This is a genomic window from Roseibium sp. SCP15 (assembly GCF_040329435.1).
Classification (GTDB): Bacteria; Pseudomonadota; Alphaproteobacteria; order Rhizobiales; family Stappiaceae; genus Roseibium.
Genome location: NZ_JBDZYI010000003.1, coordinates 448,764 through 461,593 on the forward strand (window position 1 = coordinate 448,764; position 12,830 = coordinate 461,593).

The window sequence follows — 12,830 nt, forward strand, 5'->3', positions numbered from 1 at the left end:
GGGGAAGGTTTGAAAGTGTTCTCGGAATCGCCGTCTACGCGGGAAACCGGCCGTTTTATTGGAAATCAGTCGTCGCGATAAACCTTTTCCCTGCGTTCGTGCGCCTCTTGGGCTTCGATCGACAAGGTTGCGATCGGACGGGCTTCGAGACGCCGCAAGGCGATCGGTTCACCTGTCTCCTCACAATAACCGTAACTGCCATCGGCAATGCGTTCCAAAGCGTCATCGATCTTTGAAATCAGCTTCCGTTGACGGTCCCTCGCGCGCAGCTCAATTGAGCGGTCTGTTTCAGACGACGCACGGTCGGCAAAGTCGGGGTGGTTCTGGCTTTCTTCCTGAAGGTTCGTGAGTGTTTCTGCACTCTCTTTCAGGATCTCTTCTTTCCATGCAAGCAGCTTGTTTCGAAAGTATTCACGCTGCCTGTCGTTCATGAACGGCTCGTCTTCCGAGGGTCGATATTCAGACTCAATTTCAACCGTCATCGATAGCTCCGGATTACCGTTAGGCCGGGCGCAATATATAGCCGGTTTCTCCAGCCGACAACGGTTCATTTACGAAAAATACCATTAAAGAAAGTTAATAACTTTCAAACTGTTGCGGGAATTTCCAGCACTTTCGCCGGAATTAACCATCACCTGAACATGTCACTGGTCAGAGAATCGGCCGAGCTTTGCGAGCTCAACTTTTACTCGCAATTCGATTTCCTCAAGCACCGAGTCGATTTTCGAATCACCACTGGGCGGACGGTTGGTCACCTGGCGTGCAAGCATCTCCAGTCGATCCTCCGACACCTGTCCGGTGAGAAGATCCGCGCGAATGGACTCCAGAGAGTCGAGCAATGTATGGCCGTAACGCGCGGCCTTGGAACGACGCTCTGCTCTTTCATCAACTTCCTGAAGGGCAAGCAGCGCGTCCATGCCCTGAATGGCTGCTCCGCCTGCTGTCTGGGACGACTGGACAACCTCACCTCCAAGGTCAGGTGCAAATTGCTCCGTGCCGGATGGCGCGTTCTTTTTGCCGCCCTTGCCCTGAACTCCATTGATCGGTTTGTTGCCAGTGATACGCATGATTGCTTTCCAGTTCGACTGACGCCCCTATCCAGGCGTTTGCATTGAGCGCAAACGCAGTGAGTGTCAGATTCTGCCGGGAAGGGTAATTGAATCCGGGTGCAGGAGGCAATATTTGCCCGGTCGCAAACACGGTTCATTAACTCTATTCCACAGACATACCTGCCTCCGCCTCCTGAATCTCGCCTTTCATTCGCAGAAATCAGCCAATCTTCCAATATGTCTCCTCGCCTCTCCAGAGTTGGCACGGCTCTCGCATTACGCAATTCGATCAATCGTGAACGGCACATCCGCCGGCACCAATAAACGGACGAAAAACCGCGATGCGAAATTTGGGTGGCAAAATTTCCGAACGACTTGCGAAGCTGACATTGGTTGCAGCTGCATTCGTCGTGCTAGCGGGCAATGCACTGACCTCGGCAGATGCAGCATCGCGCATCAAGGACATTGCCGATTTCGAGGGCATCCGCGAAAACCAGCTGATCGGGTACGGGCTTGTTGTTGGCCTGAACGGCACAGGCGACTCGCTCAACAACTCGCCATTCACCCAGCAAAGTCTCCAGGCAATGCTGGAACGCTTGGGCGTTAACACGCGAAACATCGCTCTGAACACAAACACGGTTGCCGCGGTCATGGTCACCGCCAACCTGCCGCCTTTCTCTACCCAGGGAACACGCATCGACGTAAACGTCAGCGCCCTCGGCGATGCCGACTCTCTTCAAGGCGGAACATTGCTTGTCACACCATTGGTCGGTGCTGATGGCGAAGTTTACGCGATTGCTCAAGGCTCCGTTGCCATCGGCGGCTTTTCCGCTCAGGCAGATGCAGCCTCTGTTGTTCGGGGCGTTCCGACTGCAGGCAGGATAGCCAATGGCGGGCTCGTTGAACGTGAGCTTGAATTCCAGCTGGCTTCGCTGACCACGCTTCGCCTCGCGCTGCGCAACCCTGACCTTACGACGGCAAGGCGCGTTGCTCTTTCCATCAACGAACTGATCGGAATGCCGACTGCGGAGCCGCTTGACCCCGCCACGGTTCGCCTGGATCTGCCGCGTCAGTATGACGGTAATATCGTTGATCTTCTCACTGACATCGAACAGTTGATCGTTGAGCCGGACCTTGCCGCTCGCATCGTCATCGACGAAAACTCCGGCATCATTGTCATGGGCCAGGATGTGAAGGTTTCCATGGTGGCGGTCGCACAAGGCAATCTGACGGTCACAATTGCAGAGTCTCCTCAGGTATCGCAGCCCCTCCCCTTCGCAAACGGACAAACCGCCGTTGTGCCGCGCTCGGAAGTCGCGGTCGATGAAGATGGAACAAAGCTGGCGATCGTTCCTGAAACGGTAACGCTCAAGCAGCTTGTCGACGGACTGAACGCTCTCGGCATCGGTCCGCGGGACATGATTTCGATCCTTCAGGCAATCAAGGCAGCCGGTGCGCTGCAAGCAGATATCGAGGTCCTGTGATGCTACAGCCAATCGCACCAGCTTCGAGCCAGCCTAATCCTCTAGATACGATCCGTGGCATCCACGGAAGCAACAAGACGGCTGCAAAGGAAGCGGCAAAGGAATTTGAAGCGGTATTTTTGAACACCATGCTCCAGAACATGTTCACCGGCCTTGAAAACGGTGGCACCTGGGGCAGCGGTCATGGAGCCGATGCCTGGCAAAGCCTCCTGATCGATGAGTTTGCGCGTTCCATTTCCGAAGCTGGAGGCATCGGCCTTGCGGACAGCGTGGAACGTGAATTGCTTGCATTGCAGGAGGGGGCTCGATGACTGCACAACCCAATACAAATACCTTTCCTTTCTCTCTGGAGCGGCCGACAAGTCAACAGGAAGCCGACAGCTTTTGCGCGGCCCTGTCAGGCACAATGGAAGCTCTTCTGTCGGTGATCGAGATGGAAACGGATCTGGTCCGTGCGGGAAAACTCAGGGAAGCTGGAGAGCTACAGGCTGACAAGGCCAGATTGATCCACGAATACACCCGCGGCATGATGACCGCGAAGGAACATGCTGTTGCCCTCGGCAACCTCTCTCCTGCGGCAACGCAAAACCTGCGTCGTCAACATGGCGAGTTTCAGCCTGTCCTGAGGATAAATCTGGCGGTTCTGGCAACAGCCCGCGACGTTGCCAACAATATCGTATCAACGGTCGCCAAGGTGGCAGGCGCAAAGAACGCGGCGGCTCCAACAACATACGGCCGCACCGGATCAGCGCCGACCGGACCGCAATCTGCGCGTGGGATAGCCGTCAATCAATCCCTCTGATCGGCAATTTGTTCACAAACAGCGCACGTTTATTGGGCTCCCGACCATGGGAGCCTTTTTTTCAATTTAGCGAGATTAATCATTCAGTTAGAAATCGAATCAAATTCGACTCAAATTGAAATGCCGCATCCACGCCAATTCTAATCAATCCGTTAACAAAAGATTCATTCCACAGCATTATATTCAGCGAGGTACGGGTATCAGTTTTCAGTAACCCGGAGGAAAAGATGTTGGATACGGGATTGGCCCGGCCGTCATCGCCGACGTACACGGCGATCACGCCGGCAGCGCGGGCTCCGGAAAAGAACCAGCCCGCAACGAATACGGACTTGCCTGCTGAAGAAACCGTAAGGCCTTCAACAGAAGCAAGCGACGGACGTCGCGCTGCCGACAATCAGCGCAACGAGCAATCGTTGTTCGAGACGGTCTCACCAAAACTCGAACGCCGCAACACCGTCGACCCAGAAAGCAATAGCGTCATCTATACCGCCACGAATACTGACACGGGCGAAGTCGTCCGCCAGGTTCCGAGCGAAACACTGCGGCGCTTGCGGGCATATACTCAGACGATTGAGACACAAAACTCGCCGACCAGCTCTCAGAGCATCCAAAGGACCGCCTGACTCAAGCAGTCAGGCCGTCTTTTGCAGCCTCACTCAACAATTGCCTCCCCCCCATTTGCTTGAAACCGTTACAGCTTCAAGCGAAATGCACACCTGCGCCCGAAGCAAATTCCCCAAATAGATCAATTACAAAACCAGGGTTAAATTGGAGAGTCAATCTTGATTAACCCCAACAATTAACCAGTTAACCAAATAAATTAATAATAAAAGTTTACATACACTTTAGGTTAAATTGCACTAACCAAATAACTTAGGAAACAATACAAGAATAACCGACAGAGTTACTGCGTCATTCAGAAAGAATGGCGTTGAAAACAGAAGGAACTCTGTAATGGCAGATATCACACTTTCTAGCGCAGTACGCACGAACCTCAGTTCACTTCAGGCGACTTCAAGCCTGATGAGTACCGTGCAAGAGAGGCTTTCGACAGGCAAGAAAGTAAACTCGGCACTCGACAATCCGAATTCTTTCTTCACTGCGAAGGGTCTGGAAAACCGCGCCGGTGACCTTTCCACCCTGCTCGACGACATGGGACAGTCGGTCCAGACACTAAAAGCAGCCGACAAAGGTATTGAGGCAATCTCCGATCTGGTCGATGCCGCAAAAGCCAAGGCCAACCAGGCTCAGCAGACATCAAGCCAATCCGAGCGCAATCAATATGCCAAGGAATACAACGAACTGCTCACGCAGGTCGAAGACCTCGCGAAAGATGCGGGCTACAAGGGCAAGAACCTGCTCGGCGGAACCGGTAACGATCTTTCGGTGACGTTCAACGAAGACGGAACGTCTTCGCTGTCCATCTCCTCGGTTGATTACACCGACACCACCCTTTCCACTGGGTTGAACCTGTCAGATCTGACTGAAGCGACCTCAGGCACATCAGCGATCACGCTCACCAATGGCACAACGACCGCTGCCCTCACCGGCGGCAGCCTGCTCACAGCCGACGATGAGTTCACCGCAGGTGACACTCTGACATTCACCGATGCCAATGGCACCGAGATCAGCACGCTTGAAGTGACCGCAACAACGACTGTCGATGATCTTGAAGCTGCCATTGATGCCATCGATGGCGCCAGCGCTTCGTTGTCAGGTAACACCTTGACCACGACTTCCGAGTTTAAACTGTCGATTTCATCCAGCAACAGTGGCTTCAACTCGAATGCAACGCTGACAACAAACGGCACCGACTCAAGCTTCGCTACCGACAGCTCGATCGACAGCACGATTTCGGCCCTGAAAAGCGCTCAGGACTCTTTGAGGTCACAGGCGTCAACCTTTGGTACCAATCTGTCGATTGTTGAAAACAGGCAGGACTTCACGAAGGCTCTGATCAACACCTTGGAAGAAGGCGCCGGCAAGCTGACACTTGCAGATACAAACGAAGAAGGTGCCAATCTTCTGGCATTGCAGACGCAGCAGACGCTCGCCTCAACTTCGTTGTCTCTAGCTGCTCAGGCTGATCAAAACGTGCTTCGGCTATTCTAAAAACTGCATCACATCAGATGTGACAACCAACAAGGGAGACGGAGATATCCGCCTCCCTCTTCTGGTTACGAAGCATTAAGGTTAAATCACGCTAACCATATATTTTTACAACTTGTTTCCGTCTTGAGCTGCTTGATGAGCCTCGAACCCAGGAAGGGTTCTCGTAACTCGTATTCCTAGAAGGGAAACAAAATGGCTGATATTACTATTTCGAGCGCGGTGCGCTCGAACCTCAATGCGCTCCAGTCCACTTCGCAACTGATGAGCTCCGTGCAGGAGAAGCTTGCAACGGGCAAGAAAGTAAACTCGGCACTCGACAATCCGAATTCTTTCTTCACTGCGAAAGGTCTGGAAAACCGTGCTGGTGACCTTTCCAATCTGCTTGATGACATGGGCCAGTCGGTTCAGACCCTGAAAGCAGCCGATAAAGGTATTGAGGCAATTTCCGATCTGGTCGATGCCGCAAAAGCCAAGGCCAATCAGGCACAGCAGACATCAAGCCAGTCTGAGCGCAATAAATACGCCAAGGAATACAACGAGCTGCTTACGCAGATCGAAGACTTGGCAAAGGACTCCGGCTACAAGGGCAAGAACCTGCTCGGCGGCACCGGTAACGATCTTTCGGTGACGTTCAACGAAGACGGAACGTCTTCGCTGTCCATCTCTTCGGTCGATTACACGGACACCACCCTGTCCACGGGCCTGAACCTGTCGGATCTGACTGAAGCTTCTTCGGGCACATCAGCGATCACGCTCACCAATGGCACAACGACTGCTGCCCTTACCGGCGGCAGCCTGCTCACCGCCGACGATGAGTTCACCGCGGGTGACACACTGACTTTCACCGATTCAAACGGCACCGAGATCAGCACGCTTGAAGTGACCGCAACAACGACTGTCGATGACCTTGAAGCTGCTATTGACGCCGTCGATGGCGCCAGCGCTTCGTTGTCAGGCAACACCTTGACCACGACTTCAGATTTCAAACTGTCAATTTCGTCAAGCAACAGCGGTTTCAACTCAAATGCTGCATTGACAACAAACGGCACCGATTCGGGTTTCGCGACGGATTCAGCAATTGAATCTTCGCTCAGCTCGCTGAAGTCAGCGCAAGACACTTTAAGGTCTCAGGCCTCGACCTTTGGTACCAATCTCTCGATTGTTGAAAACAGGCAGGACTTCACCACAGCCTTGATCAACACTCTGGAAGAAGGTGCCGGCAAGCTGACACTCGCAGATACAAACGAAGAAGGTGCGAATCTTCTGGCTCTGCAGACACAGCAGTCTCTTGCCTCAACCTCTCTGTCTTTGGCCGCCCAGGCCGATCAGAACGTACTTCGACTGTTCTAAGTCGAAAGAAACAGTCAAAAAGACAAGGAAAGGCGGGCTCTGGCCCGCCTTTTTTTTTGCGCCTGCAACGCCCACCTCGTTTCGGCTTACCCCTTTCTTTTTTCAGTTAAATTCTCTCCAAGACTCAGGACGTTAATACCTCGTTAACCCTAAAATGCGATGGATTAACTAATGATTAGGGTTAACAGAAGATGATCCTAATCAACCTGCTCAGGAAGAGCAGAAGTATTTGTGACCCAGGAAAGGGATATTCAGATGCAGGACATCACCCTGTCAGCTGCCGTACGGCAGAACCTCCTCACTCTTCAATCCACAGCAGACATGATGTCCGGCGTTCAGAACAAACTGGCGACCGGTCTGAAGGTGAACTCGGCGCTCGACAATCCGAATTCATTCTTCACAGCCTCCGGATTGAACTCTCGTGCAAGTGATCTGGGTAACCTTCTCGACGATATGGGTCAGTCTCTGCAGACAATCAAAGCTGCCGACAAAGGTATCGAGACGGTTACGGATCTGGTTGAAGCCGCAAAAGCAAAAGCCAACCAAGCCCTGCAAACACAGAGCCAATACGAGCGCAAAATATTTGCCGAGCAGTACAACGACCTTCTGGAACAGATTGAAGATGTCGCGAAAGACAGTTCCTACAAAGGAAAGAACCTGCTTGCGGGCGACGGCAACGACCTGACCACGATCTTTAATGAAGATGCGACATCCAAACTGACAATCGAAGCCGTGGACTACACTGACACTTCCTTATCAAACGGCTTGAACCTTTCCGACCTTGCAGAAGGTCAAGGTGGCGCGACGTCATTCCAGCTTCAGGGTGGAAAAACAACGATCACTCTGCAAGAATCTACAGGCGGGCCAACCCTGAACTCCAGTTCCAGCCTAGCGTCCTCCAACATCATCGCCGGTACAAACACGATCAACCTCTACAACACCACCGCAACCGCCAGCGTCATTGATGGCGGCACTCTCGCGGCCTCCGGCGCTACGGTACAGGATCTGATCGACAATCTTAACGGCATTGCAGGTGTTCGTGCGGAATTCGACGAAACCAATGGTGAATTGACCATCTATTCAGATGAAGATCTCGCCGTCAGCACCGCTTCAGCGGGTGCAGCGTTTGGTTCAGTAAACGCAACCGCATTTGCTCAAGACACGCAAGTGCTTGCAGATTCTGGCTCCTTTGCCGTCGGCGATACTCTTACTCTCACAGACGGGAATGGCTATGAACTCGGTTCTTTGGAAGTTGAAGCCGATACAACCGTCGATGACCTTGAAAACTTTGTAAACGACTTCAATGGTGTCAGTGCTTCCTTTGACACTGGCTCCGGCTTACTTTCAATTCAAAGTGACACAGACCTATCTCTAAAGAGCGACAACACCGACTTTGCTTCTTCCGGATTTACCGCAAACTCGACGGGCGTGTCTGTGGCAGCTCTTTCGGACAGTGGCTTTGCAACAGATAGTGACATCAACCGTGTCGTTGACAGGCTGAACAATGCTTTGGGCAATCTAAGATCCCAGGCGTCCGAGTTCGGTACTAACCTTTCAACTGTTGAGATCCGTCAAGATTACACCAAGACGATGATCAATACTCTACAGGAAGGTGCGGGCCTGTTGACCTTGGCAGATACCAACGAAGAAGGTGCAAACCTGCTGGCCCTTCAGACCCGTCAGCAGCTGGCATCCACATCACTGTCCTTCGCGTCGCAGGCGGACCAGACAGTGCTATCCCTCTTCTAATTCAGCTAGAATCAGTCAGACGCACGACTCACAAGCTGACAATCAGATACGGCGGGCCATTGGTCCGCCGTTTTTGGTTTTGGTCAATTTGACATTGAAATTGCTTGAAATTTTCCCGTTAAGTTTCAAGAGCTTAAAAGAAAGCTTTTGGTAACTTTTATTTACAGCACGTTAATTAGTGCATCACCGATTAACTTTCCATTTAGATTTACGGCAAAGGTGTGTGCTCTTCTTGCAGCGCATGAGAGCAACCTATGTCGAGTGATGAATAGGAAAAGCGGTGAAGTCTGATGCCTGATATTGTTCTTTCCAGCGCGGTCCGGGACAATCTCCTGTCGCTCAAGCAAACAGCCGACCTGCAATCGGTCACTCAGACCCGTCTGGCAACCGGCCTGAAGGTGAACACGGCTCTCGACAACCCGAATTCATTCTTTACGGCTCAATCGCTGAACGACAGGGCAAGCGACCTTTCAAATCTCCTGGACAATATGGGACAGGCGGTTCAGACAATCCGCGCGGCCGACAAGGGTATCACATCAATCACCAAGCTGGTTGAGTCTGCAAAAGCAATTGCCAACCAGGCACTGCAGACATCAAGCGAATATGAACGCAAACAGTTCACCAGCCAATACAATGATATCCTTGAGCAAATTGAGGATATGGCACGAGATTCCAGCTACAAGGGTAAGAACCTACTGGCGGGTGCAGGCAACGAGCTGGAGGTTATCTTCAACGAAGACAGCACATCCAATCTGACCGTCGAGCCAGTCGATTTCACGGACACAACATTGGATGATGGGCTCAATCTGGATGATTTGAATACAGGTGGAACCGGAACTTCGTCGTTTAATCTATTCGGCGGAACAACAACACTTTCCCTCACCGGGTTGCAGGCCTCATCCAACTTGACTGACTTGGGTGCTTGGGAAACTGGCGACGTTGTTTCGGTCACAGATAGCTCCGGCACAACCAATTTGACCGTTGGCACAGACATCACGACGGTTCAGGACTACGTCGACGCACTGAACAATTTGAACGGTGTTCACGCTAACTTTGATGAGTCTTCCGACTCGATCACGATCACTTCCGGTCTCGACAACACCCTTTCAATCTCCAAGAACACGGCTGGCGGGGGATCAAGCGCGCAAACAAATGGTGGCGCCTCAGCAACAGGCACGACAACTCTTTCCGTCTCCGCACTGACCGCTTCATCAACTCTTGTTTCTTCAGGTGGTTTCCAGGCAGGTGATACCATCACCGTCACGGACGGAAACGGATTTGAACCAGCCTCCATTGAAATTGACTCCGAAACGACGGTCAGCGATCTGGTGTCTTTCATCAACAATGTCAAAGGCCTGGATGCCACCTTCTCTGGTGGCAGCATCAGTATGATTGGTGAAGTTTCGTTCGATATCACCAGCAGCAATGCTGATTTCAATCGCATGACACTTGGCAGTACCAGCGGGACCGTAGGACTTTCAGCAGCAGCTTCGGAGTTCAAGACCGATACGGACATTGACCGAACGCTTCAGGCGATCAATGCAGCCTTGGATGAGCTGCGCTCCGCAGCCCGATCCATGGGCACTTCCCTGTCGACCGTTGAAGTCAGGACGGATTTCACTCAGGAGCTGATCAATACGCTTGAAATCGGTGCCGGCGAACTCACCATCGCCGACATGAACGAAGAAGGCGCAAACATGCTCGCCCTGCAAACCAGGCAGCAGCTGTCATCAACGGCCTTGTCGCTGGCGAACCAGGCGGATCAGAGCGTCCTCAGCCTGTTTGGTTAACACCAAGGGCGAAAAACATTAAAGTATCGGGGACAAGCGTTAACCATTTCGTTAATGTTTGGTGGCGATACTCAAGCGTGGAGGTCACGGAATGGCGCTCAAGGTTGAGCTGAAACCGGGCGAACGGATTATCATCGGTGACAGCGTCATAACCAATGATAATCAGCGGACTCGCCTTTTTATCGAAGGCCAGGCGCCCATTCTTCGAGAAAAGGATATTCTCACTCCGGCCACCGCGGATACGCCAGCAAAACGGGTCTATCTGGCCGTGCAGCTGATGTATCTATCAACGGATTTGGAGAGAATTCAGGAGAATTACTTCACCCTCGTCAACGACATAGTGAAGGCCGCGCCGAGTACGATCCCGTATGTTACCAGGATTAGTAACGCCATCATAACCGGCGCCTTCTATAAAGCACTTAAAGAAGCACGAAAGCTCATCGAGTATGAAGGGACGCTGATCGGTCATGTACAAACAGGCAGCGCAGGCTTACCAGAAAACAAGCCAGGTGGCGGTATCCCCGAGGGAACTGGAAGCGAATCTGCTGATGAAAGCCGCAGCACGGCTTCAATTGATCAAGGATGAGTGGGAAGAGTCTTCGCTCGCGGAAAAAGATGATGCCCTAGTCTACAACCGTAAACTCTGGAGCATTCTGGTAACCTCAGCAACCAGCGAAGAAAGCGAATTGCCCCAGGACATCAAGAACAACATTGCGTCTCTTGGTGTTTTCATTTTCAAGCAGACAATGTCGGTCATCACATCAGACGACGCCAACAAGCTGAACTCGATCATAAGCATCAATCGAGCAATTGCAGAAGGCCTGAGAGCCCGTCAGGAGTAACCTGACAAACACATTCATACAAAAAAAAGCCGGCGCGATAGCAGCCGGCTTTTTCATTGTGAACTTCCTTGTGGAATCGGGGGCTCCCCCCTCCTGCCTACGTGATTGCTGGTCTAGAGATAGTCGGACAGGCTCAGGTTAAACACAATGGAAGATGCCCGGTAAGACACTTCGATGTTGTTTTGAAGCTGCAGAATTTCGGCAGCAAGCTGATCCTTGTCGACACCTTCGATCTCGGCGATCGTGCCTTCATAGGTGCTTTTCATCTGCACATGTCGATCGCTGGTCAACGAAACTGTCCGATGGGTGATCGCAACATCCGTCGCAATATCGACAATGCCGGATTGATCCACTCCAGGAGGCTGCAGAATGGTTCTCAGGTTTGCTGAGAGGGCATTGTAGTATTCCTCATCCGTCTGTGTACCGCCGGAAAAGTCGGCAGCAACAAAAGTTGCCAGCGACTGCACCAGCTCAGCAAGTGGGGTCTCGTTGGCCCTGACCCCGTAGTTGACGGTCAGATTGGAATCCACAACGGCGTTCTTGTCGGTGCGTGGATCATCCGTAGTCGTGTTTCGTCCGGTGTACCATGCAACAGTTGTTGAACCGCCGCCAGTGAGCGCCGTAGCAGTGTTGAAGGGAGGTCCATCAACACGCTGAGGTTCTTCACCATTAAAGGTACTGAAAAACTCATCAGACGCCCATTCATCAGAGACCGCTTGCAAAGTGGTCTGTGCCTGCTTTTCGATCTCGGCAGCCAGCGCATCACGAAGGTTTTGCGCCGTCTCTTCCAGGTCGGCTCCGATAGCAAAGGTCCCTTCTGCCTCATTTGACGAAGCAGCGGTCAGTTCAATGGTGATGGTGTCGCTGTGGTCTGGCGGCAGGCTCAGTTCCACAGCGATCTTCTCTCCCAAGGCGGGCTGTCCGGTAAATTGCACATCTACGCTGTCCGGATCGGAAGCGGCGGGCCCGGTGATCGCGACATTGCTCAGCGTCGATGTAACGCTTGCAATATCAAACCCGAAATCATGAGCGCCATCCTCGGCAAGAGTGAAGGTTGAATCGGTCGGCACCGGACCCGCGTAATTTGTAGTCAATGCAGAAGTCGTGATCCGGCCCGTATTGGAAGCTCCAAGATTGGCTTCGGCATATTCCGCCATGATGGTTTTCAATCCGTCGAGTCCACCCGATCCGTTCAGGATTGCATCAAGTGTTGCAACCGGATCGTTGACGGCATCTGTACCACCGAAAGCGTAAAATCCGGCAACTTCCGTATTCAGGATGTTGAGCGTCTCGTTCAGGAGCAGCTCCGCACGCGATTGCGTCTGCGTTTGCCCATCGTCCTGCAGAACGAAGTCATTCGTATCGAGTGCCGACTTTGCATCGCGGCGGATGTCTTCCAAACGTTCCAGAGACATATTCAAGGTCTCCAGATGCAGGTTGGAGACCGTGATGGTCTGCTGGTAGGTTTCGATCATGCTGACTTTTTGTGTCAGCTGGATATCCAGCAGTCGCCTGTCCCCGACATCACCGTAGGTCGATCCGACTTTGCCACGCGCGAGCTGGGTTGTTTTTTCGGCGAGCTGACTGTTGAGCTCACTGAGTTGCTGCGTGAGATAGGTCCGGGATGTTGTGATCGAAGAGATTGCCATTAC

13 protein-coding genes are annotated in these 12,830 nt (G+C 52.5%); 10 read left to right on the forward strand and 3 right to left on the reverse strand.

What is annotated here, in order from left to right; all coding sequences use genetic code 11:
* Positions 1 to 65 precede the first annotated feature (65 nt).
* Positions 66 to 482 carry an RNA polymerase-binding protein DksA gene (gene dksA, locus ABLO27_RS15955; protein WP_352944962.1) on the reverse strand — a complete coding sequence of 139 codons (417 nt, stop codon included), beginning with the start codon at positions 480 to 482 and terminating at the stop codon, positions 66 to 68.
* A 162-nt stretch (positions 483 to 644) separates the two neighbouring features.
* Positions 645 to 1,067: a flagellar assembly protein FliX gene (locus tag ABLO27_RS15960; protein WP_353033926.1), complete on the reverse strand. Its 423-nt coding sequence runs from the start codon at positions 1,065 to 1,067 to the stop codon at positions 645 to 647.
* Positions 1,068 to 1,390: 323 nt separating this feature from the next.
* Between ABLO27_RS15960 and ABLO27_RS15965 the strand changes: the two genes are divergently transcribed.
* From ABLO27_RS15965 to flaF, 10 genes are all read left to right on the forward strand, one after another.
* Positions 1,391 to 2,533 carry a flagellar basal body P-ring protein FlgI gene (locus ABLO27_RS15965; RefSeq protein WP_417714801.1) on the forward strand — a complete coding sequence of 381 codons (1,143 nt, stop codon included), beginning with the start codon at positions 1,391 to 1,393 and terminating at the stop codon, positions 2,531 to 2,533.
* Positions 2,533 to 2,844, forward strand: coding sequence for a rod-binding protein (locus ABLO27_RS15970; protein ID WP_353033927.1), 312 nt, complete (start codon positions 2,533 to 2,535; stop codon positions 2,842 to 2,844). The genes ABLO27_RS15965 and ABLO27_RS15970 overlap by 1 nt, the downstream gene beginning before the upstream one ends.
* A complete protein-coding gene (locus tag ABLO27_RS15975; RefSeq protein WP_353033928.1) occupies positions 2,841 to 3,335 on the forward strand; it encodes a flagellar protein FlgN in 495 nt (164 codons plus the stop codon). The genes ABLO27_RS15970 and ABLO27_RS15975 overlap by 4 nt, the downstream gene beginning before the upstream one ends.
* Before the next feature lie 227 nt (positions 3,336 to 3,562).
* The gene (locus ABLO27_RS15980; protein WP_353033929.1) at positions 3,563 to 3,958 is read left to right on the forward strand and encodes a flagellar protein FlaG; all 396 of its coding nucleotides are present in this window, start codon (positions 3,563 to 3,565) and stop codon (positions 3,956 to 3,958) included.
* Between the two features lie 331 nt (positions 3,959 to 4,289).
* Entirely contained in the window at positions 4,290 to 5,447 is a 1,158-nt protein-coding gene (locus tag ABLO27_RS15985) for a flagellin (RefSeq protein ID WP_353033930.1), read from the forward strand.
* Positions 5,448 to 5,639: 192 nt separating this feature from the next.
* Positions 5,640 to 6,797 carry a flagellin gene (locus ABLO27_RS15990; RefSeq protein ID WP_353033931.1) on the forward strand — a complete coding sequence of 386 codons (1,158 nt, stop codon included), beginning with the start codon at positions 5,640 to 5,642 and terminating at the stop codon, positions 6,795 to 6,797.
* 255 nt (positions 6,798 to 7,052) lie between these two features.
* Positions 7,053 to 8,546 (forward strand): flagellin, encoded by a 1,494-nt coding sequence (locus ABLO27_RS15995; protein ID WP_353033932.1) that lies wholly within the window; start codon positions 7,053 to 7,055, stop codon positions 8,544 to 8,546.
* A 290-nt stretch (positions 8,547 to 8,836) separates the two neighbouring features.
* Positions 8,837 to 10,336 (forward strand): flagellin, encoded by a 1,500-nt coding sequence (locus ABLO27_RS16000; protein WP_353033933.1) that lies wholly within the window; start codon positions 8,837 to 8,839, stop codon positions 10,334 to 10,336.
* A gap of 91 nt (positions 10,337 to 10,427) precedes the next feature.
* Positions 10,428 to 10,922: a flagellar biosynthesis repressor FlbT gene (gene flbT, locus ABLO27_RS16005; RefSeq protein ID WP_352944945.1), complete on the forward strand. Its 495-nt coding sequence runs from the start codon at positions 10,428 to 10,430 to the stop codon at positions 10,920 to 10,922.
* Positions 10,804 to 11,178 (forward strand): flagellar biosynthesis regulator FlaF, encoded by a 375-nt coding sequence (gene flaF / locus ABLO27_RS16010; protein ID WP_353033934.1) that lies wholly within the window; start codon positions 10,804 to 10,806, stop codon positions 11,176 to 11,178. The genes flbT and flaF overlap by 119 nt, the downstream gene beginning before the upstream one ends.
* A gap of 113 nt (positions 11,179 to 11,291) precedes the next feature.
* Here the strand turns inward: flaF and ABLO27_RS16015 are convergent, their stop codons facing one another.
* Entirely contained in the window at positions 11,292 to 12,827 is a 1,536-nt protein-coding gene (locus tag ABLO27_RS16015; protein ID WP_353033935.1) for a flagellar protein, read from the reverse strand.
* Positions 12,828 to 12,830: the final 3 nt, after the last annotated feature.